This is a genomic window from Rhizobium sp. SRI_017 (assembly GCF_057586295.1).
On sequence record NZ_JBYCZP010000010.1, the window covers coordinates 224,529 to 241,775 of the forward strand.

19 protein-coding genes are annotated in these 17,247 nt (G+C 63.4%); 14 read left to right on the forward strand and 5 right to left on the reverse strand.

Annotated features, from left to right (window positions below; translation table 11 throughout):
* Positions 1-10 precede the first annotated feature (10 nt).
* On the forward strand, positions 11-592 hold the full coding sequence (locus tag AC2YI2_RS22035; protein ID WP_487388632.1) for an ANTAR domain-containing response regulator: 582 nt from the start codon (positions 11-13) through the stop codon (positions 590-592).
* A 27-nt stretch (positions 593-619) separates the two neighbouring features.
* Here AC2YI2_RS22035 and AC2YI2_RS22040 read toward each other — a convergent pair whose 3' ends face one another.
* The gene (locus AC2YI2_RS22040) at positions 620-1,465 is read right to left on the reverse strand and encodes a MurR/RpiR family transcriptional regulator (protein ID WP_487388633.1); all 846 of its coding nucleotides are present in this window, start codon (positions 1,463-1,465) and stop codon (positions 620-622) included.
* Positions 1,466-1,583: 118 nt separating this feature from the next.
* Here AC2YI2_RS22040 and AC2YI2_RS22045 point away from each other — a divergent pair, with 118 nt between their 5' ends.
* The 6 genes from AC2YI2_RS22045 (at position 1,584) to AC2YI2_RS22070 (ending at position 7,634) form a co-directional block, all read left to right on the forward strand.
* Entirely contained in the window at positions 1,584-2,321 is a 738-nt protein-coding gene (locus AC2YI2_RS22045) for a 5-formyltetrahydrofolate cyclo-ligase (protein ID WP_487388634.1), read from the forward strand.
* Positions 2,322-2,352: 31 nt separating this feature from the next.
* Positions 2,353-3,327 carry an ABC transporter substrate-binding protein gene (locus AC2YI2_RS22050; RefSeq protein WP_487388635.1) on the forward strand — a complete coding sequence of 325 codons (975 nt, stop codon included), beginning with the start codon at positions 2,353-2,355 and terminating at the stop codon, positions 3,325-3,327.
* Positions 3,324-4,094 (forward strand): ABC transporter ATP-binding protein, encoded by a 771-nt coding sequence (locus tag AC2YI2_RS22055; protein ID WP_487388636.1) that lies wholly within the window; start codon positions 3,324-3,326, stop codon positions 4,092-4,094. Before AC2YI2_RS22050 ends, AC2YI2_RS22055 begins: the two co-directional genes overlap by 4 nt.
* A gap of 276 nt (positions 4,095-4,370) precedes the next feature.
* Complete coding sequence (locus tag AC2YI2_RS22060; protein ID WP_487388637.1) at positions 4,371-5,939, forward strand: ABC transporter permease; 1,569 nt, start codon at positions 4,371-4,373, stop codon at positions 5,937-5,939.
* Positions 5,940-5,955: 16 nt separating this feature from the next.
* A complete protein-coding gene (locus tag AC2YI2_RS22065; protein WP_487388638.1) occupies positions 5,956-6,696 on the forward strand; it encodes a 5-formyltetrahydrofolate cyclo-ligase in 741 nt (246 codons plus the stop codon).
* Between the two features lie 140 nt (positions 6,697-6,836).
* Positions 6,837-7,634, forward strand: coding sequence for a creatininase family protein (locus AC2YI2_RS22070; RefSeq protein WP_487388639.1), 798 nt, complete (start codon positions 6,837-6,839; stop codon positions 7,632-7,634).
* Here AC2YI2_RS22070 and AC2YI2_RS22075 read toward each other — a convergent pair.
* Entirely contained in the window at positions 7,631-8,572 is a 942-nt protein-coding gene (locus tag AC2YI2_RS22075; RefSeq protein ID WP_487388640.1) for a LysR family transcriptional regulator, read from the reverse strand. The genes AC2YI2_RS22070 and AC2YI2_RS22075 overlap by 4 nt on opposite strands.
* Before the next feature lie 182 nt (positions 8,573-8,754).
* On the opposite strand from AC2YI2_RS22075, the gene AC2YI2_RS22080 reads away from it, so the two are divergent.
* The 6 genes from AC2YI2_RS22080 to AC2YI2_RS22105 all read left to right on the forward strand — a co-directional run bounded on the left by AC2YI2_RS22080 (position 8,755) and on the right by AC2YI2_RS22105 (position 14,781).
* Positions 8,755-9,765, forward strand: coding sequence for an ABC transporter substrate-binding protein (locus AC2YI2_RS22080; protein WP_487388641.1), 1,011 nt, complete (start codon positions 8,755-8,757; stop codon positions 9,763-9,765).
* 77 nt (positions 9,766-9,842) lie between these two features.
* Entirely contained in the window at positions 9,843-10,655 is an 813-nt protein-coding gene (locus AC2YI2_RS22085) for an ABC transporter ATP-binding protein (RefSeq protein WP_487388642.1), read from the forward strand.
* Positions 10,655-11,479 carry an ABC transporter permease gene (locus AC2YI2_RS22090; RefSeq protein WP_487388643.1) on the forward strand — a complete coding sequence of 275 codons (825 nt, stop codon included), beginning with the start codon at positions 10,655-10,657 and terminating at the stop codon, positions 11,477-11,479. The genes AC2YI2_RS22085 and AC2YI2_RS22090 overlap by 1 nt, the downstream gene beginning before the upstream one ends.
* Positions 11,479-12,792, forward strand: coding sequence for a cytosine deaminase (locus tag AC2YI2_RS22095; protein WP_487388644.1), 1,314 nt, complete (start codon positions 11,479-11,481; stop codon positions 12,790-12,792). Before AC2YI2_RS22090 ends, AC2YI2_RS22095 begins: the two co-directional genes overlap by 1 nt.
* Position 12,793: 1 nt before the next feature.
* A complete protein-coding gene (locus AC2YI2_RS22100) occupies positions 12,794-14,200 on the forward strand; it encodes an FAD-binding oxidoreductase (RefSeq protein WP_487388645.1) in 1,407 nt (468 codons plus the stop codon).
* On the forward strand, positions 14,200-14,781 hold the full coding sequence (locus AC2YI2_RS22105) for an NAD(P)H-dependent oxidoreductase (RefSeq protein ID WP_487388646.1): 582 nt from the start codon (positions 14,200-14,202) through the stop codon (positions 14,779-14,781). Before AC2YI2_RS22100 ends, AC2YI2_RS22105 begins: the two co-directional genes overlap by 1 nt.
* 3 nt (positions 14,782-14,784) lie before the next feature.
* Here the strand turns inward: AC2YI2_RS22105 and AC2YI2_RS22110 are convergent, their stop codons facing one another.
* The 3 genes from AC2YI2_RS22110 to AC2YI2_RS22120 all read right to left on the reverse strand — a co-directional run bounded on the left by AC2YI2_RS22110 (position 14,785) and on the right by AC2YI2_RS22120 (position 16,934).
* Positions 14,785-15,174, reverse strand: a complete 390-nt coding sequence (locus AC2YI2_RS22110) for a RidA family protein (RefSeq protein ID WP_487388647.1) — start codon at positions 15,172-15,174, stop codon at positions 14,785-14,787.
* A 111-nt stretch (positions 15,175-15,285) separates the two neighbouring features.
* Positions 15,286-15,981, reverse strand: coding sequence for an SMC-Scp complex subunit ScpB (gene scpB, locus AC2YI2_RS22115; RefSeq protein WP_487388648.1), 696 nt, complete (start codon positions 15,979-15,981; stop codon positions 15,286-15,288).
* A 2-nt stretch (positions 15,982-15,983) separates the two neighbouring features.
* The gene (locus AC2YI2_RS22120) at positions 15,984-16,934 is read right to left on the reverse strand and encodes a DUF1403 family protein (RefSeq protein WP_487388664.1); all 951 of its coding nucleotides are present in this window, start codon (positions 16,932-16,934) and stop codon (positions 15,984-15,986) included.
* Between the two features lie 229 nt (positions 16,935-17,163).
* Here AC2YI2_RS22120 and AC2YI2_RS22125 point away from each other — a divergent pair.
* Positions 17,164-17,247 (forward strand): type II toxin-antitoxin system prevent-host-death family antitoxin (locus AC2YI2_RS22125; RefSeq protein ID WP_487388665.1); only part of this gene is annotated, 84 nt, incomplete at its 3' end.

A 17,247-nucleotide genomic window follows, 5' to 3' on the forward strand; every position in this document is an offset into this window, starting at 1 on the left:
GAATCTTCGCGTGAATGATGGAAGCCTGCTGCGGCAATTGCGCCGCGTGCATATGCTCGTCATTCATCCGGAGGATTCCGAGCGCGAGATCCTGCTCGCCCATCTCAAGCGCGTCGGCTGCACCGTCGAATGCCGGTGGCCACCGCCGGATGCGCTTCCCGACAAGGTCGACGTCGTCCTCTTTCTGCTCAACCGGAACCAGGACGACCGGTCGCTGTCCTGGATGTCCGGTGCCCAGGCAATTGCCCGTATCGCCATCATTGCCTTTGAAACACCTGAAATCCTCGGGGAGTTGCAGCGCGTGAACGCGCATGGCGTGATCTCCAAGCCGATCCGCATCTTCGGAATACTGGCGGCACTGACGACCGCGCTCGGCGTCGCAAACCACGAAAACCGCCTCAAGCAGCGCATCCGCACCTTGGACGAGACGCTGAAGTCACGCCGCGTCATCGAGAAGGCAGTCGCCATCCTCTGCGAGAGCCGGGACATCACCGAAGACGAAGCCTATCGTCGCCTCCGGGACAAGGCGCAGACATCAAACGTCACGATTGCGTCCGTCGCCGCTGCCATCGTCGCATCTAGCGGCGTTTGACTGGCATACCTCGGGACCCAAGCTATGTCACATATCGCCCAGCTCGTCGTGGATACTGGCGACAATTTCGGCGCGCTGCTGGGCTGATTTTCCCGCTTGGGCGGCGTAGGTCAGCGCCAGCAGCCTGATCGCGCTCGAAACGGCGGTGTGGGACGCGCCGAGGCCGAAGCTGGCCACATGGCAGGGCAGGACCACCTTGGAATAGCGCTGCGATTCCAGCATGGAATTGCGGTCGGTAATGGTGATCACGTTGAGCCGGCTGGTCTGGGCATAGCTCAGGATCGGCTTCAGCACGGTCTGGTGCGGTGGCAGCGTGATCAGCAGCAGGGCATCTTTCGGTCCGGTCATGGCCAGATCCTCGGCCCAGGATCCCTGGTTGATCCCCAGGATCATGACGCCGTGGCGCAGCCGCGAGAACAGGAGCCGCGCATAGCGGGCAAAGCCCTCTTCCGAGCCCATGCCGAGCACCCAGACCCGTGGCGCAGCCGCAATCAGTTCAGCTGCCTCGCGCACCTTGTCTGAGCGCATTTCCTCGAAGGTCTTGGTCAGGTTCCTCAGTTCGAGTTCGAGATGCGCACCGATCGTCCGCCCCAGCGCCACCTGCTCAGACTTTGTGACCGAGTAGTCGTAAGGCTCCGTGCGATTGCGCTCCTCGCGCGCCTGCAGCTTGACCTCGTTGAAATCTGCATAGCCGAGATGCTGGAAGAAGCGTGCCGCGGTCGCCTTCGACACGCCGGCCATCTCGGCGATCTCGGTGGCCGAATGGGTCAGGATGTCGTCCTGCCGGTCGAGAACCAGTTGTGCCAGCTTCTGTTCGCCGCTGGTCAGCCGCGAATACCGTTCCTGAATGCGCAAGACCAGACGTGATGCCATGTAATTCCCGATTCCCTGGTCTCAAAAGAACGCTGCATAAAAAAACACTAGCACACCTCTTGCAATGATGAAACTGATGTTTCATCATCATGAAACAATGAAACTGCCGAGGCCCCGCATGTCGACTTCACGTCTCACGCGCCAGCGGATTTGGGAACGCCTCAAAAGCGTCGCCCGACCCGACACGCGGTTCCACATGCAGTTCGCCGATTTCATTCCGGACTTCGAGGGCGTCGAAGCCGCGACCGATCGCATAACGGCACTTCCCGCTTTCAAGGATTGCCGCCTGGCCTTCGTCACGCCGGACAATTCGATGACGGAATTGCGCCGACGCCTCATTATGGCCCGGGTGCCAACGGTGACCGCGACCTACAATATCCAGCGCGGCTTCCTCTATCTCGCACCGGATACCGTGCCCGAGGGGGCTGAGCGCTATGCCGCCTGGCTCGACGGCATCGAGCATTTCGCGCGGCCGGTGACACTGGAAGACGTCGCGGCGCTGGGACGCTTCGATTTCATGGCTACCGGCGCATCCGCCGTGTCGGTCGATGGCGTGCGTTTCGGCAAGGGTCACGGTTTCTTCGATCTCGAATGGGGGATGTTCACCGATCTGGGCTTGGTACTCGATACCACTCCGGTCGCCGCCATCGTCCACGATGTTCAGGTGGTCGATGATCACCTGCAGATGAGTGCGACCGATATCCCGGTCGACTTCATCGCCACGCCTTCGCGCCTCATCCATGTCGAGCGATCCGGCCGTCGGCCGCGCGGCATCAAATGGGAACTTCTGGCACCCCAGGAGATCCATGAAATACCGCCGCTTCGGGAACTTGCTCATATCCGCGGCGTCGCATGACAGACGTAACCAACAACAGGGGAACAAAGCCATGACTCTCACCATCGACAGACGCCGCTTCCTCGGCCTCATGGGCGCGGCAGCCGCCTATCCGGCCATGGGCCGCCTCGCCCATGCCGCCTCGCCCTTCGCCTTCCAGGCTTCCTGGATCAACGATGCCGAATTTGCCGGCTATTTCACTGCCCTGGACAAGGGCTATTACACGGACGAGGGCCTCGACCTCGCCTATCTCTCCGGGGGCCCCGACGTGATCCCGGAAAGCACCATCATCGCCGGCAAGGCGGACCTGACGCTGACCACGCCCGACACCACCATCAAGGCGATCGTCGAACAGGGCGCACCCTTCAAGATCATCGGCGCGCAATACCAGAAGAACCCTGTCGGCATCGTCTCGCTCGCCAAGAACCCGATCAAGGAGCCAAAGGACCTGATCGGCAAGACGCTGGCCGTGCCGCCGGTCAACGTCATCTCGGTCGAGGCGATGCTGAAGATCTCCGGCGTCGACAAGAGCCAAGTCACTATCGTTCCCTATGCCTATGATCCCACGCCGCTGATCAAGGGCGAGATCGATGCTTCTCTCGATTTCACCACCAATGTGCCCTTCACCATCAAGCAGGCCGGCGAGGATGCCGTCTCTTTCCTGCTCTACGATTTCGGTTTCACCATCTTCAACGACACCGTCGTCGTCACCGACGAGGCGCTCAAGACCAAGCGCAAGGAAATCGTCGCCTTCCTCAAGGCCTCCAAGAAGGGCTGGGAAGAAAACCTCAAGGACCCGGCCGCCTATCCGCCGACCTTCAAGGACACATGGTTCAAGGGTACCGGCCGCTCGATCGAGAACGAGGTCTATTTCAACGCAGCCCAGAAGCCGCTGATCGAGTCGCCGGCAGGCATCTTCTCGATGACCGACGAGGCCATCGAGGCCAATATCAAGGCGCTGGCCGAAGTCGGCATCGCCGCCAAGCGCGAGCATTTCGACACGTCGGTGCTTGCGGAGATCGCATGACCGACAGTTCGGGCATCCGCCTCGAAGACGTGTCGCGCGCCTTTCAGGGGCGCGGCGCGACCGTGCAGGCGCTTGACCATGTTTCGCTCGATTGCCCGGCAGCGTCGTTCACGGCGCTGATCGGGCCGTCGGGTTGCGGCAAGTCGACCATGCTGCGCATCGCGCTCGGCCTCGACGCGCCGGATGGCGGCACGGTCAAGGTGACCGGATTGCTTCCCTCTCAGGCCGCCCGCGCCGGCATCACCGGCGTCGCCTTTCAGGATGCGGCGCTGATGCCCTGGCGCACGGTCGAGGACAATATCGCGCTGCCGCTGGACGTACTGGGCATTCCGCGCCGGGACAAGGCGGAAAAGATCGCGGGTCTGATCAAGCTCGTCGGCCTTGCCGGCTTCGAGAAGTCGCTTCCGGGCGAACTCTCGGGCGGCATGCGCCAGCGCGTCGCGATCGCCCGTTCGCTGGTCACCGATCCCAAGGTTCTGTTCCTCGACGAGCCCTTCGGTGCCCTCGACCAGATCCTTCGCCGTCAGATGAATATCGAATTGCAACGCATCTGGATGGAAAGCCGCGCGACCACGCTGCTCGTCACCCACGGCATAGACGAGGCCGTCTTTCTCGCCGACCGGGTCGTGGTGATGCAGAGTCGGCCTGGCCGTATCGGCCGTATCGTCGATATTCCGCTCGCACGGCCGCGCCGGCCGGACATTTTTGCGAGCGCCGAGTTTCACAAATTGGAAGACGAGATTGCCGGAGCGCTCAATGGCCATTGAGGTGGAGATGTGCGGGTCGGCACGGAATAGCCTTCGCGAAGCGAGGCCCGCTGCATGCAAGGTCATTGCATATCGGTATGGCGGCGGTGCGGCTCGTTCTCGCTTCTCCCCTTGGGGAGAAGTGCCGAGCGCATGCGAGGCGATGAGGGGTTCCAACCCTCTCGCTCGGCGTTTATGGGAACCCCTCATCCGACCCTTCGGGCCACCTTCTCCCCAAGGGGAGAAGCGGGAGCAAGCGGAACCGGCGGCACCTAACAGGCCAGCGAGGGTCCGCGCGTGAGCCCCCAATCAACCCGCCTCGCCACCCTGCGCAATTGGCTCATTCTGCTTGTCGCCTGGGAACTCCTCGGCCGCTTCCAGCTCGTTGCCGGCGGTGCGCTGCCGGCGCCATCGGCCGTCCTGCTCCGCCTCTGGACCGACCGGGCCGACTATCCGCCGCATGTCTGGGCGACGCTGGAAGGTGCCGGCCTCGGCTTCCTGATCGGCAACCTGCTCGCCGTCGTGGCAGGCGCCGTCTTCGCGCTGTTTCCCGCTGCCGCCCGCCTCGGCCGCGGCGTCAATATCGCGCTTTTCGCGCTGCCGCCGATCGCCATCTCGCCGCTTCTGGTGCTGACCTTTTCCGGCATGACGCCGCGCGTCGTGCTCGCGGCCATCGCCTGCTATTTCGTCACCATGACCGCGACCGTCACCGGCATCACCCAGGCCGATGGCCGGATGGTCGATGTGGTGCGCGCCTATGGCGGCGCCCGCTGGAAGATCCTGCTCCTCGTGCAGGCCCGCTCCGCCCTGCCCTCCATTCTCTCCGGCCTGCGGATCGCCGCGCCCAATGCCGTGCTCGGATCGATCCTCGCGGAATTCGGCGGCGGTGGCCGTTTCGGGCTGGGCGCCTACCTGCTCGGTTCTCTCGGCCGCGCAGAGCCCGACCGGCTCTGGGGCATCGGCCTCGCAGCGACGCTGATCGCAGGTCTGGCCTATGCCGTCTTCTCGCTGATCGCCCATCGCTTCACCGGTGCGACCAAGGCTGTAACCATGCCGGCCACACCACCCGGTACAGGAGGCCACGGCTGGCCGCTCTGGCTCGGTGTCGCCCTGAGCCTCGGCTCGATCCTGCTTCCCATCGCGCTCTGGTGGCTGCTCCTCGTCCTGATGGGCACGCCCGCGATGATCGCCAAGACGCCGGCCGGGCTCTTCGACTATCTCTTCCTGCAGCCCGGTTCGGACGCGGCGCAACTCAGGCTGCTGCAAGCGCTGGCCCAGACCCTGCCCATGACCTTGGTCGGCATGACGCTCGGCATCGGCTTCGCCTTCGGGCTGGCGATCGCCTCGGTCGTCCGGCCGGGAATCGTCCGGACCTTCATGCCGGTGGCGCTCGTCACCCAGACCATGCCGCTCGTGGCGCTGACGCCGCTGCTCGTGCTGCTGCTTGGACGCGGCCCGTCCGTGATCCTCTGGATCACGATCTCGGTCACCTTCTTCCCGGCCTTCGTGACGATGGCGCAAGGCCTGTCGCTCGTGCCCCGCGCTGCGCTCGACGTGCCGCGTGCCTATGGCGCGAGCGCCTTCACACAGTTGAAGCTGGTCTCTGTGCCGGCATCGCTGCCCTATCTCTTCGCCGCCACCCGGCTGGCTGTCCCCCGCGCCCTGCTCGGCGTCATGATCGCCGAATGGCTGGCCACCGGCACAGGGCTTGGCAACCTGCTCAACCAGTCACGCGGCTATCTCGACTACGGCATGATCTGGACCGTCGCGGTCGTTTCGGTCCTGATCTCCGTCCTCTTCTATCAAATCGTCTTCGTCATCGAGCGGCGGGTGCTTGCCCAGCGCGGCATGCGCGCCGCCGAATAGAACAAGGGAGTTCTCCATGGATATCGTCGACCACAAGGCCTCGGTGCGCGAACGGGTCTGGAGCGAATTGCGCAAGGTCGCGGTTCCCGACAGCCGCTTCCACTATGATTTCGGCGAGTTCATCGCGGATTTCGAAGGCGGCGAGGAGGCCGTCGCACGATTGACGGACCACGAATTCTACAAGAATTCCAATTTCATCTTCATCACACCCGACAATTGCCTCGACCGGCTCAGGCATCAGGCGCTGCTCGACGGCAAGACCGTGCTGATGACGACCTATTCGATCAAGCGTGGCTTCTGGCTGCTCAATCCCAAATGGATCGCGCCGGACCTTCTGCTCTACGCCTCGACGCTCGACGGCATGGAGCGAGTCGGCCAGCCGGTGAGCCTCAAGGACATCGCAAAAATGCCTGAGATCGACTACATGGTCACCGGCACCGGCGCGATCAATCATGAGGGCGTGCGCTTCGGCAAGGGCCATGGCTTCTTCGATGCCGAATGGGGCATGCTCCACCGCATCGGCCGGATTTCCACGGCGACGCCATCGGCTGCCGTCGTGCACGATTGCCAGGTGCTGGACGAAAAGCTGACGCCCGATGTCTACGACACCGTCGCCGACGTCATCTTCACGCCGACCCGGACAATCCATGTGAAAGGGCCGCACAAGCCGACGTGCGGCATCCTCTGGGACCGGCTCGATCCGCACATGTATGAGACCATCCCGCCCTTGCAGGAACTGAAGGCCATGGGCCTGTAGGCCGGGCCGAGCCAAACGGGCACGCGGCGCTTCCCGCCTGCCCGCAAAAAGGCATCAATGCAGGCGGAAATTGATGCTTTTCGAGTGCATGTTTTTTTCCTAATCCGGGGAAAGGGCGATGGCGCGACGGAGCATGTCTCATGGGGAAACCCTTCTTCTGGAACGAACTGACGAGCCCCGAATTCGCCCTGCTGGATCCCAACAAGACCGTCGCCGTGCTGCCGATCGCCTCGACCGAGCAGCATGGCCCGCACCTGCCTGTCGCCACCGACGTCACCATCGCCAACGGCATGATTTCCGAGGTGCGCAAGCGGCTGCCGGATCACCTCGGCATCCTCGTGCTGCCGACCCAGGAGATCGGCAAGGCCAACGAGCACATCCATGGACCGGGAACGCTCTCGTTCGGCGCGGAGATCCTGATCCCCGCCTGGACCGCGATCGGCCAGAAAGTCGCGGAAGCCGGATTGCGCAAGCTGGTGATCGTCAATTCGCATGGCGGAAATCTCGACGTCATGGGCATCGTCGCACGCGAAATCCGCGTGCGCTACCAGATGGCCGTTGTCTCGACGCAATGGTCGCGCTTCGGCCTGCCCGAGGGTCTGATCAGCGCTCATGAGGTCGCCTATGGCATCCATGGCGGCGAGGTCGAGACGTCGATGATGCTGCATTTCCGGCCCGATCTGGTGAAAATGGCCAGGGCCGAGAACTTCCGTTCCAAGGCGGAGTGGATGAAGCAGAACACGCGGTTCCTGCAGCCGCTGCCACCACATTCGCTGGCCTGGATCGCCCATGACCTCAATCCATCCGGCGTGGTCGGCGATGCCGCGAGCGCCACCGCCGAGAAGGGCGCGCGGATATGCGCCCATATCGCCGAGGGCTTCATCGGCCTGCTTGAGGACGTCGCGAACTATCCGCTCGCCAATCTCTACTCTCGCTAGGCGCCGGCGCCGACCGTCGCGATCCGGCCCTGAACCTCGCGGACCATCTCCAGCAGTTCGCCCGTCAGGAATTCGACGAACACGCTGGTCGCCGCATCGAGCGGCGCCCGCGCCCGGGTGAAGATCTTCATCTGCTGATGGCGGACATAGGGGTCGGCAAGCGGCCGGTAGACGAGCTCACCGCGGCGGCACTCGCAGAGCACGTCGAGCGGATTGAGCAGCGACAACCCGGTGCCGAGCTTCACCATCTGCTTGATCATCTCGGATGAATTGGTTTCCAGGATCGGCTCGACCGGCACCGGCAGCGGCGCGAGCGCGAGATTGATCACCTCGCGCAGGCTGGTGCCCGGTTGGGCCAGCACCAGCCGGTCCTGCACAACATCGATGAGGCTCACGCGTTCCTGCTCGGCCAGTCGGTGGCCGGGCGGCAACACCACGCCGAGAGGCACGTCGAAATTGGCGAGCGTGCGGATGCCCGGCGTCGGCGGTATGTTGAAGCCGAGGCCGAGATCGACCTCGCCGGATACGACCGGATGGATCGTTGTCGAGCCGCCATCGTTGCGCAACTGGATGCGCAGGCGCGGGTGGGTCTCGATGAAACGCGCGAGGATCTCCGGCAGCGGCCCGGCAGCGAGGCCCACGGTCGCCACCATCGACACCTTGCCGGCCTGCGGCATTTTCAGCCCGCGGATCCGTCCTTCGAGCTTCTCGTAATTCTTGAGCACCTCGCGGATATGCTCGATGCAGAGCTCGCCTGCAGCGGTCAATCTCAGCCCGCGCGGCAGCCGCTCGAAGATCGGCGCGCCGATTTCCTCCTCCAGCGCGAGGATCTGCCGGTTGACCGCGGAGGACGCGACATTGAGCCGGGCCGACGCCTTCCGGATGGACCCGCAGCGGGCGATTTCGTCGATATAGAGCAGCTTGCGGGAATGCAGCATCCGGGACTCCTTGCCGAAAAATTGAGCGCGATGCCTTTTTGAGCATCCGTTACGACACCTATGCCAAAAAGGCATCGTCGCGCACGAAATTTGATGCTTTTCAAGACGCAATACAAGCGCTCAATTGTTGTCGCGGAACGTCGATGGCGGTGTTCCGGCGCTGCAGAGGGGAATGACGCGAAATGCGCAATCTGTTGAAATCCAACGCAATGATCGCCGCACTCGGCTTCGGCCTGGCGTTCGGCTCCCATGCCAACGCCGCCGACGAAGTGAAATTCGGCACCAATTGGCTGGCCCAGGCCGAGCATGGCGGCTTCTATCAGGCAGTGGCAGATGGAACCTATGAGAAGCACGGCTTGAAGGTCACCATCGTCCAGGGCGGGCCGAATGCGGCCAACAGCGCGCTCTTGAAGGCGGGCAAGATCGATTTCTACATGGGCGGGTCGATGGAAGCGATCACCGGGGTGGAACAGGAGATTCCGATCCAGGATGTCGCCGCCATTTTCCAGAAAGATCCGCAGATCCTGATGGCGCATCCCGACCAGGGGATCGAAAAGTTCGAAGACCTCGCCAAGCTGCCGACGATCTTCATCGGCAAGGATGGCTACCTCACCTATTTCGACTGGATGAAGGCGAGCTTCCCCGGTTTCAAGGACGAGCAGTACAAGCCCTATAATTTCAACCCGGCGCCGTTCATAGCCGACCCCAAGTCGGCACAGCAGGGTTATCTGACCTCAGAGCCCTATGAAATCGAGAAGCAGACGGGTTGGGCGCCCAAGGTCTTCCTGTTGGCCGATGCCGGCTACGCGCCCTATTCGACGACGATCTCTGCGCAGACCGCGACCATCGAGGGCAATCCCGACCTCGTCCAGCGCTTCGTCGATGCCTCGATCGAGGGCTGGTACAATTATCTCTACGGCGACAACAAGGCGGCCAACGAGCTGATCAAGACGGACAATCCGGAAATGACGGATGGCCAGATCGCCTATTCGATCGCCAAGCTCAAGGAATACGGCATTGTCGAATCCGCCGAGGCGCTCGACAAGGGCATCGGCTGCATGACCGATGACCATGTCAAGAAGTTCTTCGACGCCATGGTCTCCATCAAGCTCTTCAAGCCCGAGACCGACTACAAGAAGGCCTTCACCACGAAATTCGTCTGCAAGGGCGTCGGCCTGGCCCTCAAGAAATGACCGGGCTCGCGCCCGACATAGCGCCTCGTCCGAAAACCGGGCGGGGCGAACCCATTGCAGCCAAGGCATCGCATTTCATGGACGTACTAGGCACCGAACCAACCTCCGCTCGGACCAGACCGCTGGTCAGCATGCGGTCGGTGTCGAAGACGTTTTCCAATGGGACGCTGGCGCTGAGTGACATGTCGCTCACCGTCGAACGTGGCGAGTTCGTGAGCCTGCTCGGGCCGTCCGGCTGCGGCAAGTCCACCGCGCTGCGGATCATCGCCGGGCTAGGCGGCGTATCCTCCGGCACGATCGACTGGCCGAGTTCTCGCATCAACCGCAAGGGATTGCCAGAAGGCGACATCAGCTTCGTCTTCCAGGAGCCGACGCTGCTGCCCTGGAAGACGGTGTTCGGCAATGTCTACTTGCCGCTCCGCCTGCGCGGCATGCCGGAGCGCGCCGCCGAGCCGGCGATCCGGGAAGCACTGGCAACCGTAGGGCTGAGCGATTTCGCCAAGGCCTATCCGCGCGAACTCTCGGGCGGCATGAAGATGCGGGTGTCGATCGCTCGCGCGCTGGTCACCAAGCCGAAGCTTCTCCTGATGGACGAGCCCTTCGCCGCGCTCGACGAGATCACCCGCCAGAAGCTCAACGACGACGTGCTGGCGCTCTGGCGGGCGACCGGCATCGGCGTCGTCTTCGTCACCCATTCGGTGTTCGAGTCCGCCTATCTCTCGACCCGCGTCGTCGTCATGAAGGCGCGACCGGGCCGCGTCCATGCCGATTTCCCGCTCGATTCCGCGGGGGAACGAACCCCGGACTACCGGACATCGGAAGCCTATCGCCAAACCTGTGAAACCGTATCGCGGTCGCTGCTCGAAGCGATCGGCTGGGAGGCGCATTGATGGCCGGCCGGCAGATGGCGAATGAACGCGATGCGCGACGCACCGACCTGATCCTCAGGGTCGTCGTCCCGCTCCTGGTCATCTGTGTCCTGATCGCGCTCTGGGCGTTCATCGTCTGGGTGACAGGCGCCCCGCCCTATATCCTGCCCGGCCCTTTTGCCGTGGCCAAGGCTCTCGTCAACGATTGGTGGACGCTGTTTCCAGCGCTGCTGGTGACGGCGCGCATTACCCTCGTCTCCCTGTTGCTCGCGCTGGTCGGTGGCGTGGCCTTCGCGATCTTCCTCGTCCAATCGCGCTGGATCGAGCTCGCCTTCTATCCGATCGCCGTCATCCTGCAGGTCACGCCGATCGTGGCGATCTCGCCGCTGATCCTGATTTATACGCCGACGACCCAGATGGCGCTCTTGATCTGCGCCTTCCTCGTCGCCTTCTTCCCGATCCTCTCCAACATGGTGACGGGGCTGAAGAGCGTCGACCACAATCTGCTCAACCTCTTCGAACTCTATGGCGCGAGCCCGCTGCAGACACTGTGGTACCTCAAGATCCCGGCGGCCCAGCCCTATTTCATGACCGGGCTGCGCATCGGCGGCGGCCTCGCGCTGATCGCTGCCGTGGTCGCGGAATTCGCGGCTGGGTCCGCGGGCGCCGGCTCCGGCCTCGCCTTCCGGCTCCTCGAAGCACAATACCGCATGAACATTCCAAGGCTGTTCGCAGCGCTGATCCTGCTCTCCGTTCTCGGCGTGCTGATATTCGCCGCCACCACATTCATCTCCTGGCTCGTGCTGCATCGCTGGCACGAAAGCAGCGTGAAAAGGGAAAACTGATGCAGCCAGCTTTCGTGCGTCCTCCCGATGGTGACCGCTACGTCCTGACCAACGCGACGGTTCCCGTGGTCGCTGTCGCGGCGGCGCCCGGCGAGGCGATCGAGGGTCTGGGCCGGGTCGACATTTCAGTCGTCGACGGCGTGGTCCGGTCGATCGATGCCGCAGGCTGGGGGCCGCATGGCCTGCCGCGCTTCGATCTGCAGGGCGGCATGGTCTGGCCCTGCTTCACCGACATGCATACGCATCTCGACAAGGGCCATATCTGGGACCGCCGCAGCAATCCTGATGGTACCTTCATGGGTGCGATCGAGGCGGTGACGACTGACCGGGAAGCCAGGTGGTCCGCGCGCGACGTCGCGACCCGCATGGATTTCTCGCTCCGCACCGCTTACGCCCACGGCACACAACTGATCCGCACCCATCTCGACGCGCTCGCGCCTCAGCACCGCATTTCCTTCGATGTCTTCACCGAGATGCGCGAGAGATGGAGAGAGCGGATCGCGCTCCAGGCGGTGGCGCTCTTCCCGCTCGATCTGATGGCGGACACGGCCTTCTTCGAGGACCTCGTACACGTCGTCGCTGATAATGGCGGCCTGCTCGGCGGCGTCACCCGGATGAGTCCTGACCTCGAGGGCCAGCTCGACACGCTGTTCCGTGCCGCGATCGAGAACGGGCTCGATATCGACCTGCATGTCGATGAAACCGACGACAAGGAAGCCCGCACGCTGGAAGCCATCGCCGAGGCTTCGTTGCGCCATCGCTTCGAGGGCGCGGTCACGGTCGGCCATTGCTGCTCGCTCGCGCGGCAGGATGAGGACACGGCGCGCATGATCGTCGACAAGGTGGCCGAGGCCGACCTGTCGGTCGTGTCGCTGCCGATGTGCAACATGTATCTGCAGGATCGCTATGGCGGCCGCACCGCGCGCTGGCGCGGCACCACCTTGTTCAAGGAACTCGACGCCGCCGGCGTCCAGACTGCCGTCGCCTCCGACAATACCCGCGACCCCTTCTACGCCTATGGCGATCTCGATCCGGTCGAAGTGCTGCGCGAGGCGGTGCGCATCCTGCATCTCGACCACCCGCTCGACACGGCCGCTCGTGTGGTGACCACGACACCGGCGTCGATCCTCGGTCGACCGGAACTGGGGCAAATCGCAGTTGGCCAGCCCGCTAATCTCATTCTTTTCAATGCCCGTCGCTGGAGCGAATTCCTGTCACGTCCGCAAATGGACCGGGTCGTGCTCCGGCGCGGCCGGGCGATCGACCGCGCGCTGCCGGATTATCGCGAACTCGACGAACTCATGGAGGCCTAGCATGCCGGACTACCAGCAGATCAAGAAGGAACTCGAGGGAATCGCCATCGAGGACAACCCGGCGCTGGTCAAGCAGAAGAGCCGCGATTTCTACTGGTATTCGCCGATCCTGAAGGCCCAGCTCGACAATGTCACCGCGGATCTCGTCGTCTCGCCGATATCGGAGGAAGAGGTCCTCCGCACGCTGAAGGTTGCCTTCGCCCATGGCGTGCCGGTGACGCCGCGGGGAACAGGAACCGGCAATTACGGCCAGGCCATGCCGCTCTCCGGCGGCATCGTGCTCAACCTGCAGAACATGAACAAGGTCAAGTCGATCTCCTTCGGCCGCGTCGTCGCCGAGCCGGGCATCGTCATCGCCGAGCTCGACAAGCAGACCAAGGCGCATTCGAAGCAGGAGCTGCGCTTCCATCCGTCCACCGCCCAGACGGCGACGATCGGCGGCTTCATCGCCGGCGGTTCGGGCGGCGTCGGCTCGATCACCTGGGGCGGCCTGCGCGACCTCGGCAATATCCTCCGCCTGCGCGTCGTCACCATGGAGGCCGAGCCGCGCGTCCTCGACCTGACCGGCCGCGACCTGCAGAAGGTGAGCCACGCCTATGGCACCAACGGGATCATCACCGAGGTCGAGATGCCGCTTGCCCCGGCCTATGACTGGGTCGACGTGCTGGTCGGCTTCGGCGACTTCATGGATTCGGTCCGCTTCTGCGATGCGCTCGCGCATGAGAACGGCATCCTGACCAAGGAGATCGCGCCGATCGCGGCCCCGATCCCGCATCTCTATTTTTCCCGCCACAAGCCGTGGATCAAGGACGGCCAGTCGGTCGCCGTTCTGATGATCGCCGATTTCGCGATGGATGCGTTCGAGGCCTTCGCGAAGAGCCAGAAGGCCGAGATCACCTTCCGCTCCGACAGGGTCGAAAGCATGAAGGGTATCCCGCATGCCTACGAGCTCGCCTGGAACCACACGACTCTGCGCGCGATCAAGGTCGATCCCAGATTCACCTATCTGCAGGTCCAGTATCCAGGCCCGGACCATGTCGAGCTGGTCCGGAAGATGACCCAAATCTTCGGCGACGAAGTGCCCGGCCATCTCGAATTCATCCGTTTCAACGGCGAGATCCAGTGCTCCGGCCTGCCGCTTGTTCGCTACACGACCGAGGAACGGCTGGAGGAGATCATCCGCATCCACGAGGACAATGGCTGCCCGATCTTCAACCCGCACCGATACACGCTCGAGGAAGGCGGCATGAAGCGCACGGACACAGTGCAGCTCGCCTTCAAGCAGGAGACCGATCCGAAAGGACTGCTCAATCCCGGCAAGATGATCGCCTGGGAAAACCCGGACTTCGACTTCCGCGCCGGCAAGACCTACCTCTTCCCAGGACTGGAAGAACTGGGAGCCGCCTGATGCGCGTCCTGCTGCTCCATTCCCATCCCGTCGAATCGAGCTATGGCGCGGCTCTGCACGCGCAGACGCGTGAAAGCCTCGGCAAGGCCGGCCATGAGGTTGACGACTGCAATCTCTATGCCGAAGGCTTCGATCCCGTCATGTCGCGGCATGACCGGCTCGTCTATCACGACTATCCTGACAATACGAAACTCGTCGGCGCCTATTGCGACCGGCTGAAGGCGGCCGAAGCGCTTGTCATCGTCACGCCGGTCTGGAATTTCGGCTTCCCGGCCATGCTCAAGGGCTATTTCGACCGCGTCTGGCTTCCCGGCATCTCGTTCGAACTCGTCGATGGCAAGGTGCAGTCGCGGCTGCGGCACATCCGGAAACTCGGCGCGGTGCTGACCTACGGCGCGACGCCCTTCCGCGCCTGGGTCGCCGGCAATCCGCCCAAGAAGATCGTCAAACGGGTGATCCGCGCCCAGATCAGGATCGGGGCGCCCGTGACCTTCCTCGCCCATTACAACATGAACCAATCGACGCAGGAAACGCGCACGCGGTTTCTCGAAAAGGTCGGCACGACGATGGAACGGTTCTGATCGTCAGGGAAGCTTCGCCGCCGTCACCTCGACCTCGACAAGGAATTCCGGCCGCGTGAAACCGGAAACGATGATCAGCGTCGAGACCGGCAAGGGTGTCCTGGTATAGCGGTCTCGAATGGCCATATAGGCCGGAAAATCTTCGCGCCTTGTCACGAAGCCGGCAATCCGGATCACGTCCTCGAAACCCATTCCGCCGTCGCTGAGGATTGCTCCGATCGCCTCGAAGCACAGCGCCGCCTGTTCCTCGACGGTACCGGGCACCACATCATCGACAGCGATCCCCAACTGTCCTGACGTGACCAGCAGCCGGGCGCCTTCCGGCACGAGGAGGCCGTGATTGTAGTGGCCGAACGGACGCCGGACGATCGGGGGATTGAGCGGGATCTTCATCGGGCGACTATTTCGCTGATCGCCGTCCAAGTAAAGACCAGGGGCAGTCGATCGACGGTTCGCGCGTCCCCTCGCAAGCAGACATTTCTTGGCTGACCAACGCGTGTCTGCCTAGTTCCGATCGTCGCCGTCCGAGCTCTCTTCTGCGAAGTCTTCCTCCTCGAGCGCCTGCCGGCTGAGCAACCCGGCATCCTCCAGCGCCTCCATATCCGGCAGGTCCCGCAGCGTCTCGAGACCGAAGACGGACAGGAACCGTTTCGTCGTCACATAGGTGTAAGGCGCACCCGGCGTCGGGCTGCGGGGGCCTGAGGCAATGAAGGCGGCATCGCGCAGGCCGGCGATCGTGTCGCGGCTCACCTCCTTGCCGAACATGCGGGATAGATCACCACGCGTCACCGGCTGCAGATAGGCGATCGCCATCAGCACCGCCGCCTCATGCTCCGACAGAGATGCGGAAGACGAGCGTGTCGATATTTGTGACGCCCGGATCGCGTGCGCGTAAGCCGAGCGGCTTCGATGCTGCCAGCCGCCGGCGACCGCGACGATATCGTAAGGGCGGGTGCTGAGCTCCTCTCTGATATCGTCGATCAGGAGATCGATGCTGCAATCATTGCCCACCACGCGCGCCAAAATCTCGCGGCCCACCGGTTCCGCGGCGGCAAAGATGACCGCCTCCACCCTGAGCATCCATTCGCGCCAGCGCAAATCCGGTGGCAAATCCTCCAGCTCGCGATCAATGAGGACATTGTCCTCGGGCCTCGTCCTGCTCCTCGCTCTCGCTGCCTTAGATGCGCTTGCTCCGACCATCGTCACAACCCATAGATCCTGAACGACGCCCGGCCCGACAGTTCGCGGACAGCGCCAAGCGCTTCCAGCCGTTGGAACAAGCGCGTGGCCGCCCATCGGGACAGGTTGGCGCCCGGCGCGGAGGCGGACACGGCGTCCGCGTCGAGCAGCGTGCGGATCACCGGTGCCGCCCCCTTGGTCCTGACCTTCGGGGCGGCCGCGAGGAGTTGGTCGGCACGCAGCGCAATGTCGCCGGCCGAGCGCAATGCCGCACCAACCCCCTCGACCAAAGCCAGGCACACTGCCCGATCAAAACCCTCCTCGCCGGGCCGCAGCCGCCCGCGGCCGCCGGTGGTGCGGAAGGCGGCGCTATACCGTTCCGCCATCAGCAACGGCAGACAAACACCCCAACCGAGCCTTTCCGCCAAGAGCCGGTCGGCCAGCCACCAGGCAAGAATCTCGGCATCCGGTCGTGCCACGCAAACCCGTGTCACAAGCGCAGCGACCGCGAACGGAACAGCGCGGTCCGACTGCGCGGCATTATCGAACGCATCGGCAACTTCATTCACCCCCTCCCGGCGCAACCCCATAAGCGCGGTCAGTTCCTCCAGGAATTTGCTGTTGATCGCCCGCCTCTTGCCTGCCAGCCGTTTGAACGCCCAGAACATGCTTCCGGCCGGCCCCGGATCGTCACCATCAGCGGTGAGCAGAATGGCGTCACGAAGCGCCGCTTGTTCCTCATTGCGGCCCATCAACCGGACGGCGACTGCGGCACATTTCAGGGCCTGGCGCGAGCGCCAGCAGCCGGCCCAGGCAGGTTCGGCGCGGACGAGATCATCCAGAGATTTCAGAGCGATGCCGGCGGCAAAGGCGGCCTCGGCCTCGCTGTGCTCGCGGCCACGCGACAGCGCCCAGCCGGGCAGTTTGGCCGGCCGGACCGGCAGCGTCGGAGAGGGGGCAGCAAACGAATCCATGCGGTGAAGCATAAAGCAAGCGAGCAGTTCATGCCAGACATTTGCCGCTAAACCGCACGTCACGTCGGATAATAATAACATCCGATAAGATTGCATTATCGGATGTTTTTCTCTATATGTTAGGTGCTCAGCAATTCCGGCAAAAACCATCCACAATTGGGAAAGTTTGCGCTTCACTGCGCCGCAGATCGGAGCTATATAGCTAGACAGGCTAGCTTGGAGCAGGACGATGGAGTGGCAGCTGCAGGACGCCAAGAACCAATTCTCGAAGGTCGTGCAAAAGGCGCGCCATGAGGGGCCGCAGGAGATTACC

What these genes read in the sequence shown, in the direction of transcription:
- AC2YI2_RS22040 (WP_487388633.1), bottom strand. Translation starts at nt 1,465, where the DNA reads ATGGCATCACGTCTGGTCTTGCGCATTCAGGAACGGTATTCGCGGCTG.
- AC2YI2_RS22045 (WP_487388634.1), top strand. Translation starts at nt 1,584, where the DNA reads ATGTCGACTTCACGTCTCACGCGCCAGCGGATTTGGGAACGCCTCAAA.
- AC2YI2_RS22050 (WP_487388635.1), top strand. Translation starts at nt 2,353, where the DNA reads ATGACTCTCACCATCGACAGACGCCGCTTCCTCGGCCTCATGGGCGCG.
- AC2YI2_RS22055 (WP_487388636.1), top strand. Translation starts at nt 3,324, where the DNA reads ATGACCGACAGTTCGGGCATCCGCCTCGAAGACGTGTCGCGCGCCTTT.
- AC2YI2_RS22065 (WP_487388638.1), top strand. Translation starts at nt 5,956, where the DNA reads ATGGATATCGTCGACCACAAGGCCTCGGTGCGCGAACGGGTCTGGAGC.
- AC2YI2_RS22070 (WP_487388639.1), top strand. Translation starts at nt 6,837, where the DNA reads ATGGGGAAACCCTTCTTCTGGAACGAACTGACGAGCCCCGAATTCGCC.
- AC2YI2_RS22075 (WP_487388640.1), bottom strand. Translation starts at nt 8,572, where the DNA reads ATGCTGCATTCCCGCAAGCTGCTCTATATCGACGAAATCGCCCGCTGC.
- AC2YI2_RS22080 (WP_487388641.1), top strand. Translation starts at nt 8,755, where the DNA reads ATGCGCAATCTGTTGAAATCCAACGCAATGATCGCCGCACTCGGCTTC.
- AC2YI2_RS22085 (WP_487388642.1), top strand. Translation starts at nt 9,843, where the DNA reads ATGGACGTACTAGGCACCGAACCAACCTCCGCTCGGACCAGACCGCTG.
- AC2YI2_RS22090 (WP_487388643.1), top strand. Translation starts at nt 10,655, where the DNA reads ATGGCCGGCCGGCAGATGGCGAATGAACGCGATGCGCGACGCACCGAC.
- AC2YI2_RS22095 (WP_487388644.1), top strand. Translation starts at nt 11,479, where the DNA reads ATGCAGCCAGCTTTCGTGCGTCCTCCCGATGGTGACCGCTACGTCCTG.
- AC2YI2_RS22100 (WP_487388645.1), top strand. Translation starts at nt 12,794, where the DNA reads ATGCCGGACTACCAGCAGATCAAGAAGGAACTCGAGGGAATCGCCATC.
- AC2YI2_RS22105 (WP_487388646.1), top strand. Translation starts at nt 14,200, where the DNA reads ATGCGCGTCCTGCTGCTCCATTCCCATCCCGTCGAATCGAGCTATGGC.
- AC2YI2_RS22110 (WP_487388647.1), bottom strand. Translation starts at nt 15,174, where the DNA reads ATGAAGATCCCGCTCAATCCCCCGATCGTCCGGCGTCCGTTCGGCCAC.
- scpB (WP_487388648.1), bottom strand. Translation starts at nt 15,981, where the DNA reads ATGGTCGGAGCAAGCGCATCTAAGGCAGCGAGAGCGAGGAGCAGGACG.
- AC2YI2_RS22120 (WP_487388664.1), bottom strand. Translation starts at nt 16,934, where the DNA reads ATGGATTCGTTTGCTGCCCCCTCTCCGACGCTGCCGGTCCGGCCGGCC.